Source organism: Pigmentiphaga sp. NML080357, from assembly GCF_002188465.1.
Taxonomy (GTDB): Bacteria; Pseudomonadota; Gammaproteobacteria; order Burkholderiales; family Burkholderiaceae_B; genus Pigmentiphaga.
This window is the reverse complement of record NZ_NINW01000022.1, coordinates 57477-79747: the sequence shown is the minus strand read 5'-3', so window position 1 is coordinate 79747 and position 22271 is coordinate 57477. Positions and strand designations below refer to the sequence as shown.

Here is a 22271-nt window from a genome sequence, read left to right as displayed (position 1 = left end):
CTGCATGAGTGCCCCATGCCCACACTGATTTGCGACTGCAACAAGACCATGCCGCTGGATCCCGCCTCTCTGGGAGAGGCGCTCGGCGAAAAGCTGGTCCAGCATTCCACCCTTTGCCGGCGCGAGGCCGGCGCCTTCCAGCAGGCCGTCGCGGGCGCCGTCCCGGTGGTCGTCGCCTGTACGCAGGAAAAGCGCCTGTTCGCGGAAATCGGCGAACACACGGAAGGCGCGGTAGCGCCGGTGCGCTTCGTTAACATCCGCGAAACGGGCGGCTGGAGCCGGGATGCGGCCGAAGCGATGCCCAAGCTGGCCGCGTTGCTTGCCGCCGCGCGGCTGCCGGAGCCGGACCCGGTTCCCGCCGTCACCTACCGGAGCTCGGGGCGGCTGCTGATCATCGGCCCGCTCGATGCGGCCGAACGCGCGGCCGCGCTGCTGGCCGATACGCTCGAGATCACGATCTTCGCGCGCGGCGCGGGACCGGTCGGCGGCGAGCAGGAACGGCGCCATCCCGTGCTCGGCGGCCGCCTGGAGTCCTTGCAAGGCTGGCTGGGCGCGTTCGACCTGGCCTGGACCCAGTCCAATCCCATAGACCTCGATCTCTGCACCCGCTGCAACGCCTGCCTCGCCGCCTGTCCGGAATCGGCCATCGGCCTGGACTACCAGATCGACCTCGATCGCTGCGATGGGCATCGTGCCTGCGTCGCCGCCTGTACGGTGGCGGGCGCGATCGACTTCCACCGGTCCTTCGAGCGGCAGCAGGCGCGCTTCGACCTGGTCCTGGAACTGGGTCCGCGGACACTGTTCGGCCAGCACGCGCCGCCACAGGGCTACTTCGCCTGGGATGGCACCGATCCCGCGCCGCTGATGAAGCTGCGCGACATGGTGGGCGAGTTCGAGAAGCCCAAGTTCTTCGAATACAAGCAATCGCTGTGCGCCCACAGCCGCAACGACACCGTCGGCTGCCGCGCCTGCGTCGACATCTGTTCGGCCCAGGCGGTCGAGAGCGACAAGGCCCGCCAGCAGATCAAGGTCAATCCCCATCTCTGCGTGGGCTGCGGCGCCTGTACGACCGCGTGCCCCACGGGCGCGCTCACCTATGCCTACCCCCCCGTTTCCGACCAGGGGGCGACGCTGCGCACACTGCTCTCCACCTACGCGCAGGCCGGCGGCCAGGCGCCGGTGCTGCTGGTCCATAGCCAGGAGGCGGGACGCCGCCTGGTCGAACGGCTGGGCCGCGAGGCCAGCCTGGGCAAGCGGCATGGCGTCCCGGCCAATGTAATTCCGCTGGCCGTCTGGCACACGGCCAGCCTGGGCCTGGAAGCCTGGCTGGGCGCCATCGCGCTCGGCGCCTCGCAAGTGGCGGTGCTCGCGACCGACGAGGAAGCGCCGCAGTATCTCGAGGCGCTGGCCGCGCAAATGAACGTAGCCCAGGCCATCCTCGACGGGCTGGGATACGCGGGCCCGCACCTGCACCTGCTGCGGCCCGCCTCGACCGAGGACCTCGATGCGGCGCTGCGCGACCTCGGCGCGCGCCGGCCCGGCGTGCCCGCGACGGCGGCCCGTTACGCCATGGTGCGGGAAAAGCGCAGCACGCTGGATCTGGCGCTGGACCACCTGGTCGCCCATGCGCCGCGTCCGTCCGGCGAAGCCGTGCCCCTGCCCGGGGGCGTGCCCGGCGCCGGATCGCCGCTCGGCAGCCTGGCCATCGACAAGGACGCCTGTACGCTCTGCATGAGCTGCGTGGGCGCCTGCCCCGCCAGCGCGCTCCTGGACAACCCCGAAACGCCCCAGTTGCGCTTCGTCGAGAAGAACTGCACGCAATGCGGCCTGTGCGTGACGACCTGTCCCGAGAACGCCCTGCAACTGGAGCCGCGGCTGCTGCTCGCCCCCGAGCGCAAGCAGGCACGCGTGCTGAACGAAACCGCGCCCTATCATTGCGTGCGCTGCGGCAAGCCCTTCGGCACCCAAAAGGCTATCGAGACCATGCTGGCCCGGCTCGGCAACCATCCCATGTTCCAGGGCGAGGGTCTTGCGCGCCTGAAAATGTGCGGCGACTGCCGCGTGGTCGACCTCTATTCCGCCGCCGGCGAAACGCGCATTACCGACCTATGACCGCCTCCATTTCCCCCGCCGACATCGGCTCCGCCTCGCTCGACGAGGAAATCGCCCGCGCCGAGATCTACGGCGTCCTGGCCCGGCTGTACTATGCGCCGCCGGATGCGGCCTTCGCGGCCCGGCTGCGCGATGCCGCCACCGACGCCCCGACCGCCGGCGCTTTTCTCGAAGGCCCGTGGCGCGACCTGGTCGCGGCGGCGCGCGCGGCGGACGATCGCGCCCTGCGCGACGAGTACGACGCCCTGTTCGGCGGCATCGGCAAGCCCGAGGTCTACCTGTACGCCTCGCACTACCTGAACGGTTTCCTGAACGAGAAATCGCTGGTCAAGCTGCGCGACGACCTGGCCGGGCTGGGCCTTGCCCGCGACCCGGCCATGCCCGAGACCGAGGACCACATCGCCTACCTGTGCGAGGTGATGCGCTACCTCATCGCCGGCGACGACGCGGCGCAGTGCAACCTCGCCTCGCAGCGGCGCTTCTTCGGCGAACACCTGCTGCCATGGATCCATGCCATGTGCGACGCGATTTCCGGGCATGCCCGGGCCCGCTTCTATGCCTCGCTGGCGGAATTCACCCGCGCCTTCGCCAGCGTGGAAGCCCAGGGATTCGACATGCTGGCCTGACCGCCGCTCCGGCCGGAGGCGGCGGCCAGGCCGAAAGCGAGGGTATACCCCCCCTTTTCAAGGACGAGCACCATTGCCTGTTACCAGTTACCAGGGGTACAGTATGCACTGCACTTCATATCTCCCGGCCCAACGGAGACAGCCATGTCGAAAAATGCCGCCAAGATATCCCGCAGGGGATTCTTCGTAGGCGCCGCAGCCGCCGGCGCCGCTGCCGTAGGCGCCGCAGTCGCCCCCTCCCTCCGCCAGGATCCGGCGCCCGCCGCGGCCGCCAAGCCGGCCCCCGAACGTGGCGGTGGCTACAGCGTCACCGAACACGTCAAGCGCTACTACAAGTCCACGCTGGTCTAACCACCGGAGCACGGCATGTTGCTGACCAAGAAAACCAGCGCCGCCGCATCCGGCGCTTCATCGTCCCCCTTCGTCCACAGCCTGCGCCGCGGCATGGCCCACGCCCTGCCGACGATGGACCGCCGCACCTTCCTGCGCCGTTCCGGCGTGGGCATAGGCGCCGGGCTGGCTGCCTCCCAACTGAGCCTGGTCAAGAAAGCCGGGGCTGCCGACGCCGAGCAGAAAGCCGGCACCGGAAAAGGCAAGGTCGAAGTCAAGCGCACCGTCTGTACGCACTGTTCGGTGGGCTGTGCCATCGACGCCGTGGTCGAGAACGGCGTCTGGGTCCGGCAGGAACCCGTGTTCGATTCGCCCATCAACCTCGGCGCCCACTGCGCCAAGGGCGCCTCGGTGCGCGAGCACGGCCACGGCGAGCACCGCCTGCGCTACCCGATGAAGCTGGTCAACGGCAAGTACGAGCGCATCAGCTGGGACACGGCGCTGGAGGAAATCTCCGCCAGGATGCTCGAACTGCGCAAGGAAAGCGGCCCCGACTCGGTGTACGTGGTCGGCTCCTCCAAGCACAACAACGAACAGTCGTACCTCCTGCGCAAGTTCATGAGCTTCTGGGGCAGCAACAACTGCGACCACCAGGCCCGCATCTGCCACTCGACCACCGTCGCCGGCGTCGCCAATACCTGGGGCTACGGCGCGATGACGAACTCGTACAACGACATGCAGAACGCCAAGGCGGCGCTCTACATCGGCTCCAACGCCGCCGAGGCCCACCCGGTGTCCATGCTGCACCTGCTGCACGCCAAGGAAACCGGCTGCAAGGTCATGGTGGTGGATCCGCGCTTCACGCGCACTGCCGCCAAGGCCGACAAGTACATCCGCATCCGTTCGGGCACCGACGTGGCCTTCCTGTTCGGCGTGCTCTACCACATCTTCAAGAACGGCTGGGAAGACAAGAACTACATCAACGCCCGCGTCTACGGCATGGAGGACGTCAAGGCCGACGTCATGGCCAAGTGGACGCCGGACAAGGTGCAGGACGTCTGCGGCGTGGACGAGGCCACGGTATACGAGGTGGCCAAGACCATGGCCGAGAACCGCCCCAGCACGCTGGTCTGGTGCATGGGGCAGACCCAGCACAGCATCGGCAACGCCATGGTGCGCGCCTCCTGCATCGTGCAGCTGGCGCTGGGCAACATCGGCGTCTCGGGCGGCGGCGCCAACATCTTCCGCGGCCACGACAACGTGCAGGGCGCGACCGACGTCGGCCCCAACCCCGATTCCCTGCCCGGCTACTACGGCCTGGCCGAAGGCTCGTGGCGCCACTACGCCAAGGTCTGGGACGTCGACTACGAGTGGATCAAGAGCCGCTACGCCTCGCCCGCGATGATGACCAAGTCGGGCATCACCGTCTCGCGCTGGATCGACGGCGTGCTGGAAAACAATGACGTCATCGACCAGGACTCCAACCTGCGCGCGGTGATCTTCTGGGGCCACGCGCCCAACTCGCAGACGCGCGGGCTGGAAATGAAGCGGGCCATGGACAAGCTCGACCTGCTGGTGGTGATCGACCCGTATCCGTCGGCCACGGCGGCCATGGCCGCCATGCCGGGCAAGAGCGAGGATCTCAATCCCAAGCGCGCGGTCTACCTGCTGCCCGCGGCCACGCAGTTCGAGACCAGCGGCTCCTGTACGGCCTCGAACCGGTCGCTGCAGTGGCGCGAGAAGGTCATCGAGCCGCTGTGGGAAAGCCGCAGCGACCACATGATCATGTACCAGCTCGCGCAGAAACTCGGCTTCGGCAACGAGCTGTGCAAGAACTACAAGATGCAGAAGGTCAAGGGCATGGACGAGCCCGTGATCGAGGACATCCTGCGCGAGATCAACCGCAGCAACTGGACCATCGGCTACACCGGCCAGAGCCCGGAGCGGCTCAAGGCCCACATGCGCCTGATGCACGCCTTCGACGTCAAGACGCTGCGCGCCAAGGGCAGCGTGGTCGACAAGGAAACCGGCTACGACATCGCCGGCGACTACTTCGGCCTGCCCTGGCCCTGTTTCGGCACCCCCGAGCTCAAGCATCCGGGTTCGCCCAACCTTTACGACACCTCCAAGCACGTCATGGACGGCGGCGGCAACTTCCGCGCCAACTTCGGCGTCGAGCGCAACGGCGTCAACCTGCTCGCCGAGGACGGCTCCCACTCGAAGGGGGCGGACATCCCGACCGGCTATCCCGAGTTCGACCACGTGCTGATGAAGAAGCTCGGCTGGTGGGACGAACTGACCGACGCCGAAAAGGCTGCAGCCGAAGGCAAGAACTGGAAGACCGACCTGTCCGGCGGCATCATCCGCGTGGTCATGAAGAACCACGGCTGCCATCCCTTTGGCAACGCCAAGGCGCGCGCGGTGGTCTGGAACTTCCCCGACCCCATCCCGCAGCATCGCGAGCCCATCTACGGCACGCGTCCCGACCTGGTCGCCAAGTACCCGTCGCACGACGACATGAAGACCTTCTGGCGCCTGCCCACGCTGTACAAGTCGCTGCAGCAGAAGAACGTCGACGACAAGCTGTACGAGAAATTCCCCATCATCCTCACGTCCGGCCGCCTGGTCGAGTACGAGGGCGGCGGCGACGAAACCCGGTCCAACCCCTGGCTGGCCGAGCTGCAGCAGGAAAGCTTCGTCGAGATCAATCCCAAGGCGGCGGCCGAGCGCGGCATCACCAACGGCTCGCGCTGCTGGGTGGTCACGCCCACCGGCGCACGGCTCAACGTGCAGGCGCTGGTCACCGAGCGCGTCGCGCCGGACACCGCCTTCATGCCTTTCCACTTCGCCGGGCGCTGGCAGGGCAAGGACCTCCTGGCCTACTACCCCGAAGGCGCGGCCCCCATCGTGCGCGGCGAGGCGGTCAACACCGCCACTACCTACGGCTACGACAGCGTCACCATGATGCAGGAAACCAAGACCACTATCTGCAACATCGAGAAGGCATAAGGAGCGCGCCATGGCCAGAATGAAGTTCATCTGCGATGCGGAGCGCTGCATCGAATGCAATGCCTGCGTCACGGCGTGCAAGAACGAGCACGAAGTCCCGTGGGGCGTGAACCGCCGGCGCGTGGTCACGCTCAACGACGGCGTGCCGGGCGAGAAGTCCATCTCGGTGGCCTGCATGCACTGCAGCGACGCCCCCTGCATGGCGGTCTGCCCGGTCAACTGCTTCTACCACACCGACGAAGGCGTGGTGCTGCACAACAAGGACACCTGCATAGGCTGCGGCTACTGTTCCTACGCCTGTCCGTTCGGTGCCCCGCAATTCCCGTCGCAGGGCACCTTCGGCGTACGCGGCAAGATGGACAAGTGCACCTTCTGCGCCGGCGGGCCGGAAGCCCACGGCAGCGAGGAAGAGTTCAAGAAATACGGCCGCAACCGGCTGGCCGAAGGCAAGCTGCCGGCCTGCGCCGAAATGTGCTCGACCAAGGCGCTGCTGGGCGGCGACGGCGACGTGATCGCCGACATCTTCCGCACGCGCGTGATCACGCGCGGCAAGGGCGCCGAAGTCTGGGGCTGGGGCACGGCCTACGGTTCCAAGCAGGCCGGCCAGCCGCCGCAGGGCGCCCAGCCGAACGGAACAGCGAACGGAGGCAAGTGATGAAAGCAGCCACCTTCCTCGCCGTCGCGCTGGTGCTCGGCACGGCGGCCTGCACCGAACGGGAACAGGCGCTCTACCAGGGCAAGGCCGAGAACGGCAAGCCCGCCTACGAAGGCACCGGCGTCTCGGCCTTCACCGCCCCGGGATGGACGGCGGGAGACCGGAACAGCTGGGAGCAGGAACTCAAGGCACGCGCCCAACGGGGGCAGAACGAATACCCCCGAGTGAACTGACCGGAGGACGCCATGTTACGGTCGCTACTCGCCGCGCTCGCATTGTGCGGCGCCACGCTGGGCCCGATGGCCGCCTCGGCGGCGGACGCCGCGTCGCAGCCTTCGGGCACCTCGATGGGCGCCATCCAGAGCGCCAATATCTTCGAAGTCAAGCCCGACGCCAGCCAGGACCCGGGTTATGCCAAGCAGACCAACGCCGAACGCGCGCAGGTTCAGCCCGGCAACAACGCGCCGAACTGGCGGCTGGTGAATTCCGGCCAGCCCGGCTATAGCAGCCTGCCCCACAGCCAGGCGCCGGAAGCCGGCGTGCTGATCCAGCGCTTCGTGCAATACCCCGGCTCGAAGTACACCTCCGCCGGCGAAGCGTGGCGCCAGGTCCGCAACGATTGGCTCATCCCGTACGGCGGGTCGCTGCTGCTGATCGTGCTCGTGGCCATCGCCCTGTTCTACTTCGCCAAGGGCCCCCTCACCGTGCACGGGGCGGAGACCGGGCGCAAGATCGAGCGCTTCACTTATTTCGAACGCGCGGCGCACTGGGTCAACGCCATTGCCTTCGTCATCCTGGCCATCTCCGGGCTGGTCATGGCCTTCGGCAAATTCTTCCTGCTGCCCATCATGGGCGAGGCGCTGTTCGGCTGGATGACCTGGGTACTCAAGACCGTCCACAATTTCGTCGGCCCCCTGTTCGCGGTGTCGCTGATCGTGGTGTTCTTCACCTTCATCCGCGACAACCTCCCCACGCGCGACGACCTGGTCTGGCTGCGCAAGGGCGGCGGCCTCTTCAACGGCCAGCACGTTCCCTCCGGACGCTTCAACGCCGGCGAAAAGCTCGTATTCTGGGGCGGCGTGCTGTTCCTGGGCTTCATCGTCATCGGCTCGGGGCTGGTGCTCGACCGGGTCATCCCCGGCCTGGTCTACACCCGCGGCACCATGCAGGTCGCGCACATGGTCCACGCCGTGGCGACCATCCTGATGATGTGCATGTTCATGGGCCACATCTACCTGGGCACCATAGGCATGAAGGGCGCCTACAAGGCCATGAAGACCGGCTACGTGGACGAGGCCTGGGCCCGCGAGCACCACGAACTCTGGTACAACGACATCCAGGCGGGCAAGATCCCCGCCCAGCGCACCCAGCCCGCCCAGAAGAAGCCGGACACCCGGCCGGCGAACGCCTGAACCGCCGGCCCCGACCAGGAGATCCTGCATGAAAACCGCCCTCGCGCTGCTGCTGGCCGTCTTCTCCACCGCCTCCCTGGCCAAGCTGCCCCCACCCAGCCCCGAGGCCCAGGCCAAGGCGGCCGAGGCGGCCGCCCGCACGGCCTGGGCCGCCAAGGTCGACGGCTACAAGCTCTGCCAGGCGCAGGACAAGGCCGCGGCCGCCTATTTCGCCAGCGCGCGCGCCGCCGGCAAGCCCGTCCACGCATCCGCGTCCACGCCGCCCTGCGCCGATCCGGGCCCGTTCGTCTACACGCCGCCCGAGGCCAAGCCGCTGGAGGCCGCAGGCGCGCACTCGCCTTCGGAAACGGCCAAGGCGCCGCACAATTCCGCGGCGCCCGACGCCACCACGCCCAAACAGTGACCGCATCGCCCCGCCACCGTCCTTTCCTGACCGATGCCCGTGCCCCGCTGACGCGCGAGATCGACGTCGTCAACGAACACGGCATACGCGATACGGTTTCCATCCCGGCCGAACGCTCGCTGACCGTCTACGTCGACAAGCGTGAACTGGTCACGCTGATGACCCTGGGCGCCATGCCCGAACTGCTGGTGCTGGGCTATCTGCGCAACCAGCGACTGGTGCGTTCGATAGACGAGGTCGAGGCGGTCACGGTCGATTGGGAAGTCCAGGCGGCGGCCGTGCAGACACGCGACGGCATCCAGGACCTGGAAGCCCGCACCTCCCAGCGCGTGGTCACCACCGGCTGCGGCCAGGGCAGCGTCTTTGGCGGGCTGATGGACGAGATCGACGACATCCGCCTGCCCGGCGAAGCGCGTCTCACCCAGGGCCAGCTCTACGGCCTGCTGGATGCCATACGGCTGCAGGAAACCACCTACAAGTCCGCCGGCTCCGTGCACGGGTGCGCGTTGTTCCAGGGCGAGCGCATGCTGAAGTTCGTCGAGGACGTGGGACGCCACAACGCCATCGACACCATCGCCGGATGGATGTGGCTGCAGGACCCGGCCCGGATGGCGGGCGACGACAAGGTGTTCTACACCACGGGGCGGCTCACCAGCGAAATGATCATCAAGGCGGCGCAGATGGGGATCCCCATCGTCGTCTCGCGCAGCGGCATCACGCAGATGGGCTACGAGCTGGCCGAGCGGCTGGGCCTGTGCGCGATCGGCCGGGCCACCAACAAGCATTTCCTTTGCTATACGGCGCCCTGGCGCCTGACGCTGCAGCCGGAACTGGCGGCGGCGCCCCGCCCCGCACGCACCGCGCCGCAGGGCGCCTGACCGCGCGGGCTCAGGCGCGCTTGCCGGCCTTGGGCGTGCGGAAACTCCACCAGGGCAGCACGCGCCGCATCGTCAACACCTCGCCGCTTTGCTGCGGCTGGTACCCCGGCATCGCCGCCAGCTTGCGCTGCCAGGACTCGCTGCGCAGGATGCCCAGCAAGGCCTGGGTCGAAGGCAGCTCCAGCGTGGATTTCAGGCACACCAGGAAATAGTTCTCGGACACCAGCGGGATGAAATCCAGCCGGCTGGCCCGCGCCGCGACCTCGATGCCCAGGCCCGCGTCCGCGGCGCCCGAGGCCACCGCATGCGCCACCGCCGCGTGCGATGGCTCGGTGTGGGCATAGCCCTGGATGGCCGACGCAGGCAAGTCGTGCCTGGCCAGCAGTTCATCCAGCAGCACCCGCGTGCCGGTGCCCAGCGGACGATTCACGAAGCGCACAGCGGGCCGCGCGAGATCGGCCAGCGAAACAATGCCCAGCGGGTTGCCCCGCGCCACCATCAGCCCCTGGCTGCGGCGCGCGAAGCCGATGATCTTGTGCTGCCCGGGCCGCAGCAGCGGCTTGTACGTGCGCTCGGCCAACGACCCCGGCGGGGAATCGGCGGGGACATGGAACCCCGCCATCACGCACCGGCCCTCGTTCAACGCCTTGATCGCATCGACGCTGCCGGTGAAACGTATGTCCAGGTGCAGCTTGTCGCTGGCCACGGCGTGCTCGCGCAGCGATGCCAGTGCGTCGTCATGGCTGGCATGCAGGGCCACCACGTGGGCGGCATCGTCGAACGCCACCGCGAAGGCGCGCTCCAGGTCGGCGTACAAGGCGCCGATCTGCGGCGCCAGGCGCGCCTGCGCCTGCCGCTCGGCCCATAGCAGCTTGTTGCCGAACTCGGACAGCCGGGCCGGCTGGCCCTTGTCCCAGACCACCAGCGCGTGCCCGAGACTCTTTTCCCAGCGCTTGAGCTCGCCCCAGACGTGACGATAGGACAGGTCCAGGGCCTTGGCGGCGGCCGAGATCGAACCCTGCTCGCGTATGGCATGCAGCAGGTCCATCAGCGGATTGCGGATGGAGGCGGCGTTGGCGCGCGGTACGCCGAAGGTGTAGGAGAGTTCGATTTGATGCACTGAAGGAGTATATATGACCCCCCCCTACGCGCTTCGCGCGCCCCCCAGGGGGCGATGCGGGTGGACCGGCGGAGCCGGATCCACCGCATCCTGGGTCTAGTACCGCTATCTTGGGGTGTGGCTCCGGTGCTATCGCTGGCTGCCAGCGGTAGCAACGGTGTGGCGTACCAAAAAAAACGGTACTAGATCCAGGGCGCCGCGGATCCGGCTTTGCCGGTCCGCCAGCGCCGCCCCCTTGAGGGGGAGCGGCCAAAGGCCGCTTGGGGGTGGGACACCTATGCACGCTGCTTCATATCGCTTCGGCTGTCGCACTCCGTTACTCTGGGGCGGCACATTTGAAGACGGCATGAACACTCTTGCGGAAAGCGCGGGCACAGCGCTGCGCCTTATCACTTCTCTCGATCCCGTCCTGCTCGACATCGTCCGGCTGTCGCTGGCGGTCAGCGCCTGCGCCTGTCTGCTGGCCTGTGCCGCCGGGCTGGTGCTGGGAGCATGGCTGGGGGTGGCGCGGTTCCCCGGGCGGGGGGCCGTGCTGACGCTGCTCAATACCATGCTGGCGCTGCCGTCCGTCGTGGTGGGGCTGCTGGTCTATCTGCTGCTGTCGCGGTCGGGCCCCCTGGGCTTTCTGGGCTGGATGTTCTCGTTCCAGGCCATGGTGGTGGCGCAGTCCATCCTGGTGCTGCCGGTGGTCATGGCGTTGACGCGGCAGGCGGTCGAGGATGCCGACCGCAGCCATGGCGAACAGTTGCGTTCGCTGGGCGCGGGCACTTTCATGCGCGGGCTGCTGCTGACCTGGGACGAGCGCTTCGCGCTGCTGACCATCCTCATCGCGGCATTCGGCCGCGCCGTCTCGGAAGTGGGCGCCGTGATGGTCGTCGGCGGCAACATCGAAGGCTATACGCGGGTCATGACGACGGCCATCGCGCTCGAGACCAGCAAGGGCGACCTGCCGCTGGCCGTGGCGCTGGGCATGGTGCTGCTGGCCGTGGTCCTGCTGCTGAACACGCTGATCTCGCTGGTGCGCCGCTGGCGCGAACGGCGCGACGCGGGCCTGTCCGCCTGGCTGCGCATGCCGGACCCGGCCGCATGAAGCGCGCGACCTCGATCATGCCCCTGGGCGTCGACACGGATGCCGCGCTCCCGGCCGTGCCGGACCTGCGGGCGCCGGCCCCTGCCCCGGTCCTGTTCTCGCTGCGCGGCGTCGACCTGCACTACGGGCCGGTGCGCGCGCTGCACGATGTCGACCTGTCCATTCATGCGGGGGAACGCGTCGCGCTGGTCGGCACCAACGGCAGCGGCAAGAGCACGCTGCTGCGCGTGCTGCATGGCCTGCTCGCTCCCTCCTCGGGCACCGTTTCCTGTCTGCCGCGCAACCGGCAGGCCCTGGTGTTCCAGCGGCCGCACATGATGCGCACCTCGGTGCGCAACAACGTCGCGCTGGGGCTGTGGCTGCGGGGCATGGGCTGGCGCCGGGCGCGGCAGGCCGCCATGGGCGCGCTGGCGCGCGTCGACATGGCCGAACTGGCCGGCCGCAATGCCAAGGCGCTGTCCGGCGGACAGCAACAGCGGGTGGCCCTGGCCCAGGCGTGGGCCATGGACGCGGACGCCCTGCTGCTGGACGAGCCCACCGCCAATCTCGATCCACACGCCAAGCGCGAAGTGGAAGCCTTGATGCAGGAATTCGCGCAGCCGCGTTCGGGACGCACCATGACCATGGTGTTCAGCAGCCACAACCTGGGCCAGGTCAAGCGCCTGGCAAGCCGGGTGGTCTATCTGGAGCGGGGCCGCGTCCTGGCGGACCTTCCCGTCCATGCTTTCTTCAACGGGCCGCTGCCCGAGGAAGCCGGTCTTTTCGTCAAAGGAGAAAAAATATGAAGCTCTTCCACCGCCTGCGTCCGCTGGTCCTGGGCTGCCTGCTGCCTGCGGCCGCCGCCCTGGCCAGCCTGCCCGCGGCCGCCGAAACCATCGTCATGGCCTCGACCACGTCCACCGAGCAGTCCGGCCTGTTCGCCCACCTGCTGCCCGCCTTCAAGAAGGCCAGCGGCATCGACATCAAGGTGGTCGCGCAGGGTACGGGCCAGGCGCTGGACACCGGCCGGCGCGGGGATGCCGACGTGCTGTTCGTGCACGACCAGGCCGCCGAGGAGAAATTCATCGCCGAGGGCTACGGCGTCAAGCGCTATCCGGTCATGTACAACGACTTCGTGCTGATCGGTCCCGCCGCCGACCCCGCCGGCGTCAAGGGCAAGGACATCGTCCAGGCGCTGAAGAAGCTGTCGGCGGCGAACGCCGAGTTCATCTCCCGCGGCGACAAGAGCGGCACGCACTCGGCCGAGCTGCGCTACTGGAAGGAAGCCGGCCTGGACGACAAGAAGGGCACCGGCTACAAGGCCTGCGGCTGCGGCATGGGACCGGCGCTGAACATGGCCTCGTCCACCGGCGCCTACGTGCTGTCGGACCGCGGCACCTGGCTCAGCTTCAAGAACCGGGGCAACCTGGCCATCCTCGTGGAAGGGGACGAACGCCTCTTCAACCAGTATGGCGTGATGGTCGTCAACCCGGCCAAGCATCCGCACGTCAAGGTCGCGGCCGCGCAGAAGTTCGTGGACTGGGTCATTTCCCCGGCCGGGCAGCAAACGATCGCCAGCTACAAGATCGACGGCCAGCAGCTGTTCTTCCCCAACGCCAAACCGTGACGGCCGGCCCGGCCTCGCGCCGGGCCCTTGCCACGCCTGACCCGGGCGGCCTTTCCAGGCCGCTTTTTTTCGTCCGTGCATCTTGTGCCGACCACTCCAGCGTTTACAAATTCACTATTGAAATAGAATTGATAATAATTATCATTAAAAGATTTATTCCCCATAGATACCGGAAATCGCACCCCATGCCGCCCTTCTCCACCCCACTGCGCCGCGCGGGCCTGGCCGCCGCGCTGGGCGCGCTCCCCGCCGCCCTGCCCGCGCAGACCACCGAACCGGCCACCTTGCAGGAAATCCGCGTCGAAGCCACTCCCGAGCGAGAGACCGCCACCGGTCCCGTCTACGGCTACGCCGCCAAGCGTTCGGCCACCGCCACCAAGACGGACACGCCGCTGCACGAGACGCCGCAGTCGGTCACCGTGGTCACGCGCGACCAGTTGACGGACCAGGGGGCCACCAACCTGCAGGACGCGCTGGGCTACGCGGCCGGCGTGCGATCGGACGCCTACGGCATCGACTCGCGCGCCGACTCGGTGCGCATACGCGGCACCGAACCCACCCTGTACCTGGACGGCCTGCGCCAGCACTACGACTACTACACCAGCACCACCCGCACCGAGCCCTATACGCTGGAGCGCCTGGAAGTGCTGCGCGGTCCCGCCGCCATGCTGTATGGCCAGGGCAGCACCGGCGGCATCATCAACATGGTGAGCAAACGCCCGCAGTCCGAGTTCCAGGGCGAAGCGGGCATACAACTGGGCAACCGCGGCCGCAAGCAGGCCCAGGTGGACCTGACCGGGCCGCTGACGGCCGACGGGCAGTGGCTGTACCGGCTCGTCGCGCTCAAGCGCGATGCCGACACCCAGGTCGACTATGTGAAGGACAACCGCAGCCTGGTCATGCCCTCGCTGACGTGGCGCCCCAGCGCGTCCACGTCGCTCACGCTGCAAGGCCTGTGGCAGAAGGATGAAAGCGGCTCGACCGCGCAGTTCATGCCGTGGTCGGGCATGCGCACCGACAATCCCAACGGCAGGATCCCCACCAGCCGCTTCATCGGCGAACCCGGCCATGACCGCTACGATTCGCGCCGCACCTCGTTCGGCTGGCTGTTCGAGCACCGCTTCAACGACCAATGGTCCTTCAGCCAGGGCTTGCGCCATGCCAACAACAAGGTGGATTACCTGACGCATTATGCGGATTCGTTCACCGAACCCGGCGGCTGGGCCGCCGATCCGATCAACCAGCGCCGCATCGGCCGCTATGCGGACGACGCCTTCACCAAGGTGCGCATCGACACCCTGGACCAGCACCTGACCGGCAAGCTGCAGACCGGCATCGTGCAGCACCAGGTATTGCTGGGCTTCGACTGGACCCGCTACCGCCGCGACCGCCGCAGCGGCACCGCCGACGGCGGCACCATCGACGCCTACGATCCGGTCTACGGCAACTACACGCCGCCCGTGCTGACCGACGAGCCGCGCTATACGCTGCGCCAGGCGGGCCTGTACCTGCAGGACCAGATGAAGATAGGCAGGCACTGGATCGTGGCCGCCGGCATCCGCCACGACCGCACCACGGCCGGACTGGCCGGCAGCGCCGACGAGAAGGACAATGCCACGACCAAGCGCCTGGGCGTGATGTACGTGGCCGACAACGGCCTGGCGCCCTACCTCAACTACAGCGAATCCTTCACGCCGGTACCCGGCACCGACAAGAGCGGCGCGCGCTTCAAGCCCCTGCGCGGCGAACAGTGGGAAGTGGGCGTCAAGCACCAGTCGGCCGACGGCCGGCGCATGGCCACCGCCTCGGTCTACCAGCTCAAGGAAAAGAACCAGTTGGCGGGCGACCCGGCCAATCCGCTCTATTCCATCCAGGTGGGCGCGACCAAGACCAAGGGCCTGGAGCTCGAGTATCGCGGCGCGATCACCCGCAGCTTCGACCTGATCGCACACTACAACTACATCGACCTGGACAAGTCGCTCGAAGGCATGCCGCGCCACCAGGCCGCAGCCTGGGGCAAGTGGCGCTTCGCGCTGGGTGGCGTCAACGGCTTCGCGCTGGGAGCCGGAGTGCGCTGGATGAGCTCGTTCCGCGATGGCGTGGCCCCCACCACGCCATCGGTCACGCTGTTCGACGCCATGGTCTCGTACGAGACCGACCACTGGCGCTACGCGCTCAACCTGAACAACCTGACCGACAAGACCTACGTGGCGACGTGCCTGTCGCGCGGGGATTGCTGGTACGGCGCGCGCCGCAGCATCATCGCCAGCGCGACCTACAAGTTCTAGCCGCCGGCGCCAGCCATACCCCGCACGTATGGCTTCCAGCCGAAACCCGTCTTGGACAGGGCCGCCTCCCGCGCGGTCCAATTCTCCTCCAGAGCCACCGAGTGGCCGTTCACATTCCATGGAGGAGAAATGGACCAGGACTTGCAGATCGACGACCCCTTGTTCAAGGAAAAGGGCTTCGGGCGCCGCATCGGTTTCGGGCGCCACTGCGCGCTGATCGTCGTCGACATGATCCGCGGCTTCACGGACCCGGCGCAGCCCCTGGGCGCCGACCTGAAGCAGGCGGTGCTCGCCACCAACCGCCTCGTCGCCGCATGCCGCCGGATCGGCGCGCCCATTCATTTCTTCACGGTGGGCTACCGGGCCGACCTGTCCGACGCCGGCGTCTGGCAGCGCAAGATGGGCGGCATGGCCAGCCTGCTGGAAGGCAGCGACAACGTCCGACTCGATCCGCGCCTGGACACGGTGGATGGCGACTCCATCATGTCCAAGAAATACGCGAGCTGCTTCGCCGGCACGGACCTGGCCGCGCGCCTGGTCTCGCAAGGCGTGGATACCGTCATCGTGACGGGCTGCACCACCAGCGGCTGCGTGCGGGCGACGGTGGTGGACGCGGTGCAGAGCGGCTTCCGCCCCATCGTCGCGCCCGAAGCCGTGGGCGACCGCTCCGGCGCGGCCCATCGCCAGAGTCTGCTCGACATGGATGCGAAGTACGGCGACGTCGTCCCGCTAGACGAGGTCATCGCCCATCTTTCCCGCATCGCGCAACCGGTGGAGGCCTGACATGAAAAAGCCAGCTCTATTCGCCGCCCTGCTGCTGGCGATGGCTCCCGCCGCTGGCCATGCCGACGCCGGGTTTCCCAGCCGTCCGATCAAGATGGTGGTGGCCGCGCCCACCGGCGGCGTGCCCGACGTCATCGCGCGCCTGGTGGGCCAGCACATGTCCGCCTCGCTGGGGCAGCCCATCGCCGTCGAGAACAAGACCGGCGCGGGCAGCATCATCGCCCTGGAATCGGTGGCCAAGGCCAATCCCGATGGCTACACCCTGCTGGTGGCCGACTCCAGCCCGCTTACCATCAACCCCACGCTGTACAAGAAGCTGCCCTACCAGGGCATGGACAGTTTCGAGCCCATCGCCTTCCTGGGCGCCGCCCAGCTGTTCCTGACGGCCGGCCCCTCGCTGAAGGCCAACTCGTTCCGGGAGATGGTGGCACAGGCCAAGGCCGCTCCGGGCAAGCTCACCTACGGCACCATAGGCATCGGTTCGCTGCACCACGTCATGTTCGAGGAGATCCGCCGCTCGGCCGGCATCGACATCATGCATGTCCCGTTCCGCGAACAGCCTTCCGCCCCCGTCGCGGCGGGGACGGCCGACATGCTGCTGGCCGGCCTGCCCTCGATAGAAGGGCTGGTGCGGGCGGGCCGCCTGCGGCTGCTGGGCGTGACCAGCAAGGCGCGCGTCGCGCAGTTGCCCGACGTGCCGACGCTGGAGGAAAGCGGCCTGCCCGGCTACGTATTCACCGCCGACATCGGCCTGCTGGCACCGCGCGGGACGCCGCCCGAACACCTGCGCAAACTGGCCGAAGCCGCCCGCCACGCCGTGGCCCAGCCCGACGTGCGGCGCAAACTGGCCGACCTGGGCATCGTCCCCGACGGCCGCGTCCTGGCCGAGTACGGGGACTACATGCGGCGAGAGATCGACCGGTTCGGCGGCATGGTCCAGCGGGCGGGGCTGGCCGGCACCCAATAGCTCGCCACCTTCCGCCGCGGTGCCGGCCGCGGCGGAATCGGCCTACTATAGGGCGGAATCCCCCATGCCTGCCGCCTATGATCACGCTGAAGCGACTCGAATACTTCGCCAAGGTCGTGGAGACGAGAAACATCACCCGCGCCGCGGAACAGCTGCACATCGCCCAGCCGGCCCTGGGCACCCATATGCGCGAGCTCGAGGCGGCCCTGGGCGTTCCGCTGTTGTCGCGGCATTCGCGCGGCGTGGATCCGACGCCGGCCGGCAGCCTGCTGCTGGAACGGTCGCGCCAGATCTTCGAGCTGGTCGCACGGACTCAGGATGACGTACGGCGCGCCGACCAGGCCGCGCCGGTCCGCTTCAACCTGGGGCTGACCTCCAGCACCATGCTGCTGATCGGCTCGGACCTGCTGCTGACCCTGAAGCGCCGGTACCCCCACATCGACCTGCAGCTGTACGAGAACCCGAGCTTCCTGCTGGTGGACGCGCTCGAGCGCAAGGACATCGATGCCGCGCTGGCCTATTCCGTATCGCCCCACCCCGGCTTGTCCACGACCCCGGTGCTGAAGGAACGGCTGCTGCTGACGGTCCGGGCCGACCTGGCGCCTTCCTGCGGCCCCGTCACCATGGACGAAGTATTGGCGCACGAGCTGGTGCTGGGCAACGAACGCGACGTCGCGCGCCGGCTGGTCGAAGCCAGCGCCTTCGAGAAAGGCACGCAGCCCCGCATCCAGTGCGAGACGCACTCCATCACCAGCCAGCGCGACCTGGTGCTGCGCGGCGCGGCGGCGGCCGTCATGCCCCTGGGCGCCATCGTCCGCGAGTTGGAGCGGGGCGAGGTCGTCGCGCGCCCCATCACCGACCCGGGCATGCACATCACGCTGTTCATCGTTCGCCGGCAGGCGCCGGACGAGGCCAGCCTCCAATATGTCGACCAGACCGATCCCATCGTCCGGGCCTGCGTGGACATGATCGCGGGGCGGCTGGGGGAACTGGGCAGCCCGGTGTAGAACCGCACGAGTTGCGCATGCCTCTCGTTTGCGGCTATGGTGACCGTTACCCTTCGACACATCCCGGGAATTCCGCCAGGCATCTGCGGCCGCGGCGGTCCGCCCCGGACACAGAATAGATATACCGATGGATACGAAAGGGACTGCACTCCACTTGCTGGAGCGGCTCTATGACGGCGTCCTTTCGGAGGACCAATGGCGGCAGTCGCTGCGTGACATCAGCCTGTCGCTCGGCGCGGCCAGCGCCGGTCAGGTGGCCCTGCACGTGCCGACGGACTCGCTGGAACTGGACGAGCTCATCGGCCTGCCGCCCAAGGTCATCGCGCATTTCAACGAAATGCAGGACCTGGACCCTGGCCGCGCGGCATCGTCGCTGCTCGCATCGGGCCGCATCTACCTGGACTACGAATTCCATGGCCAGGCGCGCCTGCAGCGCGAACCCTTCTACCAGGAGTTCCTGAAGCCGAACGGCCTGGGCACCTATGCCCTGCTCCCGCTGGGACAGGACGAAGAGCGCATGTACACCTTTTCCGTGCAAAGGGAAAACGGCCGTCCGCCGCTGGACGACGATGAGACCCGGCTGATGCATGCCGTGTTGCCCCATCTGCGCACCGCCTTGCACCTGCAACTTCGATTCCGCCAGCAACAAGCCGAATCGCTGCTTCTGCGGCACATGCTGGACCGGCTCGGCTTCCCGCTGCTGGTCTGTTCCGCGCGCGGCCGCATCGTGCAGTCCAACCACCTGGGCGACATCTGGCGGCAACAGCCCGACTGCCCCCTGGGCGCCCGCGCCTCCAGCCTGCCCCAGCCCATCCGCCGGCTGCTGGACAGGGCCTGCGGCCACGGCGCCGAGGCCCCCTCGGCCGGCTCGCTCGCGCTACCAGACGGCGGCCGGCTCATCGTCCTGCCATGTCCGCTCACCCAAGACCTGCGCGGCGGCGACGCCCTGGCGCTGCTTGCCGCGCAGGGGCCGCAATGGCGTCCCACCCCGAGGGGCACGCTGCTGCGTACCCTGTTCCGGCTGACGCCGGCGGAAATCCGCCTGGCCCACCACCTGGCCCGGCACGACGATCCGCTGCCCACCGTTGCCGAAACCCTGGGCGTTTCGCTCAACACACTGCGTACGCAGCTGCGATCGATCTTCGACAAGACCCAGACCCGGCGGCAGGCAGACCTGGTGCGGCTGATGGGACACCTGGGCCTGCTGACGCCGGGGGACTGATCGTGATTACAGGTCGTCGAATTCCCCGTAGGTCATCGTCTTGCTGCCGCCCAGGCTGGACGAGAAGGTGACGGTGCCCGGCGCGTTGCCATTCGCCTGGAAGCGGGTGGTGATCGTTTCGGCCGCGGTCTTCGTGGCGAACGCACCCGCCAGGAAACCGCCCGCCTCATGCGAAAAGCGGACCGTCTCGGTCATGCTGGCGTCGTAGGCGTAGTCGGGGCCGAGCACCGGATCCGAGCCGCTGACCGAGAACGAAATGCGCGAATAGGTATCGGCATCCGTCGTGGGATCGTAGGCCACGGCCACGGCGTAGTCCTTGAACTTCATCGTCACGGCACCGCCATCCTCGGTCAGGACGATCGCGGGAATATCGAACTCGGCGCGCTGCCCCTTGGGTTCGGCCGAACTCACGTCGTTGGACGCCTTCACCGATGCCGTTCCCGACGCGGACGTCCCGTCGAAGGACGCGCCCTCGCCCAGCGTGACCCTGGCGGCCAATGTCCAGTCCGACTCCTCTTCCAGCAGGTCGCCCTCCACCTCGTCGAAATCGACCGTCGCCTTGCCCGTGAACGGAATGCCGTTGTCGGACACGCGACAGTCGTTCATGGTCAATGCCACCGAGTCCCCGGCCGACAGGGTGCCGCTGTCATCCGCATCGGTCCAGACGCCCGAGACCGTCCCGCCGTCCAGGCACTCGGGCGTGCCGTCCCGGCCAATGACGATTCCGTTCTCGAGCATGGGTTCGAACGCCTGGTGCAGGGACACGGCCGAGAACGCCGTCTCGTGGCCGTACCAGATCTGTTTCTCGCTGAGCGTCTTGCCGTCGCCGCCGCCCCCACCGCCGCCTCCGCCACCGCCCGAATCATCACCGCCGCCGCCCCCGCAGGCGGCCAGCGATGCCGCCATCAAGGCGGCGCAAAGTGCGGTCAACGATTTCGACATGCTCGACTCCTTACTGAATGAATAGGCAATGTCGGCATTCTCGAAAATCGCGCCGCCCGGCGCATCACAGGATCCAGTGAAGAAAACCGAGCGGGCCCGGCTGGCGGTCCTGTTCAGAACACGCCGCGATACGACCCTCCATCCAGTTGCAGGTTCTGCCCCGACAGATAACCTGCCTGCGCGCTGCACAGGAAGGCGCAGGCGTCGCCGAATTCCCGCGGCTGCCCCAGCCGGCCGGCTGCGATGGTATCGACGATGCGCTGCCTCGCTTCTTCATAGCTCAGGCCTTGCTCGCGCACCATGCGCTCGGCCATGAAGCGCTGGCGGTCGGTGTCGAAGCGCTCAGGCAGCAGGTTGTTGATGGTGACGTTGTCGGCCACCACCTCGCGCGAGATGGCCTTGCACAGCGCCGTCAGGCCGGTGCGCGCGGACGTCGACAAGCCCATGGCCGGGCTGGGCGACTTCACCATGGCCGACGTGATGTTGACGATGCGGCCGAATCTCCGGGCTCGCATGCCGGGCAACAGCGCGCGGATCAGCAGGGCGGGCGCCAGCATGTTGGCCTCGATCGCCCGCAGATAGTCTTCGCGCTCCCAGTCGACGAAGCGCCCGGGCGCCGGCCCCTCGTTGTTCGTCACCAGGATGTCGGCGTCCGGGCAGGCCGACACCAGCGCCGCGCGGCCCGCGTCGGTATTGATGTCCGCCGCGATCGCGCGCACGGCGCCGCCGGTTTCGGCGGCCAGCTCCCGGGCGGCGGCGGCCGCCGAATCCGGCGAGCGGCCGTTGATCACGACATGCACGCCCTCGCGCGCCAGCGAGGCGGCGCAAGCCCGCCCCAACCCGCGCGTGGACGCGCACACGATGGCCTTGCGGCCGCGAATCTGCAGATCCATGAGTCTTCCGCCTATGGCTGTTGGTGGGCCGGCACGGGGCGGCCGATGGCCTGCATCAGGTGCCGGGCAAGCTCGGCGCGCGTGCCTATCCAGATGTCGTCCGCCGCCGTGGCGATCTCCAGCAGCCGCTGGAACGCCGCCATCCCGGCCGGGCGCCCGCATACGTGGGCATGCACCGTGGGATCGATCTTCTGCGGCGTGCGTTCCCACTTGCGGACGTAGTCGAGCCAGTCCTCGAAGATGTCCACCATGGCGCTGGGCGGCTGGCCATGGCGCATCACCAGCGGCAGGTCGTTCACTTCCATGGTGCCGGGCACGGCCACGATCGCGTGGTCGCCGAAATCCACCAGGTAGGGCATGTCGTCGTTCAGCGTGTCGCCATGCCAGAGATAGCCGGCCTGGGCCAGCAGGCGCGCCGTGCGGTGGCTGGGCGTGCCGCGCGGACTGATCCACCCCAGCGGCGCCGTGCCCGTCGCCGCCGCGATCAGGTCGGTCGTGCGGCGGATGTTGTCGCGCTCCTGCGCCTCGTCCAGATAGGCGGGGATCACGTCCATCGCGTACGAATGCGCGACGACGTCGTGGCCGGCCTGGGCGATGTCCTTCACCTCTTCCGGATAGCGCTCGGCCATGATCCCGCTCACCAGGATCGAGGCCCGGACGCCGTTGCGCGCCAGCGCCTCGAGCACGCGGTGCACGCCGCGGCGATGTCCGTACTCGGCCCAGCCGACCGCGTTCAGGTCGGGAATGCCGCCCTTGAGCGGATTGCCCATGGGGCCGATGCCCGGCCACGCGCCGTCCGACCACCATTCGTAGGCCATGCGGAACACCACGCCTATGCGCTTGCCGCCGGGCAGCAGGAAGCCGGCGGGCGGATGGATCTCGGTCGCGCCGGCGTGCAGGTTCAATACATCCATGTCGTTTCCTCGTT

General features: G+C 68.0%; 21 protein-coding genes. 17 read left to right on the top strand and 4 right to left on the bottom strand.

Annotated elements, in window-relative coordinates; all coding sequences use genetic code 11:
- The first annotated feature begins 15 nt into the window (after positions 1-15).
- The 9 genes from CDO44_RS06025 to CDO44_RS05985 all read left to right on the top strand — a co-directional run bounded on the left by CDO44_RS06025 (position 16) and on the right by CDO44_RS05985 (position 9425).
- The gene (locus CDO44_RS06025; RefSeq protein WP_087779417.1) at positions 16-2112 is read left to right on the top strand and encodes a 4Fe-4S binding protein; all 2097 of its coding nucleotides are present in this window, start codon (positions 16-18) and stop codon (positions 2110-2112) included.
- Complete coding sequence (locus CDO44_RS06020; RefSeq protein ID WP_087779416.1) at positions 2109-2738, top strand: molecular chaperone; 630 nt, start codon at positions 2109-2111, stop codon at positions 2736-2738. Before CDO44_RS06025 ends, CDO44_RS06020 begins: the two co-directional genes overlap by 4 nt.
- A gap of 144 nt (positions 2739-2882) precedes the next feature.
- Positions 2883-3089, top strand: a complete 207-nt coding sequence (locus tag CDO44_RS06015) for a formate dehydrogenase (RefSeq protein ID WP_087779415.1) — start codon at positions 2883-2885, stop codon at positions 3087-3089.
- A 15-nt stretch (positions 3090-3104) separates the two neighbouring features.
- A complete protein-coding gene (locus CDO44_RS06010; protein ID WP_087779414.1) occupies positions 3105-6077 on the top strand; it encodes a formate dehydrogenase subunit alpha in 2973 nt (990 codons plus the stop codon).
- 10 nt (positions 6078-6087) lie between these two features.
- Positions 6088-6732 (top strand): formate dehydrogenase FDH3 subunit beta, encoded by a 645-nt coding sequence (gene fdh3B, locus CDO44_RS06005; protein ID WP_087779413.1) that lies wholly within the window; start codon positions 6088-6090, stop codon positions 6730-6732.
- The gene (locus tag CDO44_RS06000; RefSeq protein ID WP_087779412.1) at positions 6732-6965 is read left to right on the top strand and encodes a hypothetical protein; all 234 of its coding nucleotides are present in this window, start codon (positions 6732-6734) and stop codon (positions 6963-6965) included. The genes fdh3B and CDO44_RS06000 overlap by 1 nt, the downstream gene beginning before the upstream one ends.
- A 12-nt stretch (positions 6966-6977) precedes the next feature.
- Positions 6978-8144, top strand: a complete 1167-nt coding sequence (locus CDO44_RS05995) for a formate dehydrogenase subunit gamma (protein ID WP_087779411.1) — start codon at positions 6978-6980, stop codon at positions 8142-8144.
- A 28-nt stretch (positions 8145-8172) separates the two neighbouring features.
- A complete protein-coding gene (locus CDO44_RS05990) occupies positions 8173-8547 on the top strand; it encodes a hypothetical protein (protein ID WP_087779410.1) in 375 nt (124 codons plus the stop codon).
- Positions 8544-9425, top strand: coding sequence for a formate dehydrogenase accessory sulfurtransferase FdhD (locus CDO44_RS05985; protein WP_087779409.1), 882 nt, complete (start codon positions 8544-8546; stop codon positions 9423-9425). Before CDO44_RS05990 ends, CDO44_RS05985 begins: the two co-directional genes overlap by 4 nt.
- A 10-nt stretch (positions 9426-9435) precedes the next feature.
- Here the strand turns inward: CDO44_RS05985 and CDO44_RS05980 are convergent, their stop codons facing one another.
- On the bottom strand, positions 9436-10545 hold the full coding sequence (locus CDO44_RS05980; protein WP_233146057.1) for a substrate-binding domain-containing protein: 1110 nt from the start codon (positions 10543-10545) through the stop codon (positions 9436-9438).
- Positions 10546-10891: 346 nt separating this feature from the next.
- On the opposite strand from CDO44_RS05980, the gene CDO44_RS05975 reads away from it, so the two are divergent.
- The 8 genes from CDO44_RS05975 to CDO44_RS05940 all read left to right on the top strand — a co-directional run bounded on the left by CDO44_RS05975 (position 10892) and on the right by CDO44_RS05940 (position 19508).
- Positions 10892-11635, top strand: a complete 744-nt coding sequence (locus CDO44_RS05975) for an ABC transporter permease (RefSeq protein WP_087779408.1) — start codon at positions 10892-10894, stop codon at positions 11633-11635.
- Positions 11632-12420: a phosphate ABC transporter ATP-binding protein gene (locus CDO44_RS05970; RefSeq protein ID WP_233146056.1), complete on the top strand. Its 789-nt coding sequence runs from the start codon at positions 11632-11634 to the stop codon at positions 12418-12420. Before CDO44_RS05975 ends, CDO44_RS05970 begins: the two co-directional genes overlap by 4 nt.
- Positions 12417-13241 carry an extracellular solute-binding protein gene (locus CDO44_RS05965; protein WP_087779407.1) on the top strand — a complete coding sequence of 275 codons (825 nt, stop codon included), beginning with the start codon at positions 12417-12419 and terminating at the stop codon, positions 13239-13241. The genes CDO44_RS05970 and CDO44_RS05965 overlap by 4 nt, the downstream gene beginning before the upstream one ends.
- Positions 13242-13426: 185 nt before the next feature.
- The gene (locus CDO44_RS05960) at positions 13427-15529 is read left to right on the top strand and encodes a TonB-dependent siderophore receptor (RefSeq protein ID WP_087779406.1); all 2103 of its coding nucleotides are present in this window, start codon (positions 13427-13429) and stop codon (positions 15527-15529) included.
- 129 nt (positions 15530-15658) lie between these two features.
- Complete coding sequence (locus CDO44_RS05955) at positions 15659-16312, top strand: isochorismatase family protein (RefSeq protein ID WP_087779405.1); 654 nt, start codon at positions 15659-15661, stop codon at positions 16310-16312.
- A gap of 1 nt (position 16313) precedes the next feature.
- Positions 16314-17279 (top strand): tripartite tricarboxylate transporter substrate binding protein, encoded by a 966-nt coding sequence (locus tag CDO44_RS05950; RefSeq protein WP_087779404.1) that lies wholly within the window; start codon positions 16314-16316, stop codon positions 17277-17279.
- Positions 17280-17356: 77 nt separating this feature from the next.
- Positions 17357-18286 carry a LysR family transcriptional regulator gene (locus CDO44_RS05945; RefSeq protein WP_087779403.1) on the top strand — a complete coding sequence of 310 codons (930 nt, stop codon included), beginning with the start codon at positions 17357-17359 and terminating at the stop codon, positions 18284-18286.
- A gap of 127 nt (positions 18287-18413) precedes the next feature.
- A complete protein-coding gene (locus CDO44_RS05940) occupies positions 18414-19508 on the top strand; it encodes a helix-turn-helix transcriptional regulator (RefSeq protein WP_132978966.1) in 1095 nt (364 codons plus the stop codon).
- 6 nt (positions 19509-19514) lie between these two features.
- On the opposite strand, the gene CDO44_RS27820 is transcribed toward CDO44_RS05940, so the two are convergent.
- The 3 genes from CDO44_RS27820 to CDO44_RS05925 form a co-directional block, all read right to left on the bottom strand.
- A complete protein-coding gene (locus tag CDO44_RS27820) occupies positions 19515-20450 on the bottom strand; it encodes a hypothetical protein (protein WP_087779401.1) in 936 nt (311 codons plus the stop codon).
- A gap of 113 nt (positions 20451-20563) precedes the next feature.
- On the bottom strand, positions 20564-21343 hold the full coding sequence (locus CDO44_RS05930; RefSeq protein WP_087779400.1) for an SDR family oxidoreductase: 780 nt from the start codon (positions 21341-21343) through the stop codon (positions 20564-20566).
- 11 nt (positions 21344-21354) lie between these two features.
- On the bottom strand, positions 21355-22257 hold the full coding sequence (locus CDO44_RS05925) for a polysaccharide deacetylase family protein (protein WP_158213209.1): 903 nt from the start codon (positions 22255-22257) through the stop codon (positions 21355-21357).
- Positions 22258-22271 lie beyond the last annotated feature (14 nt).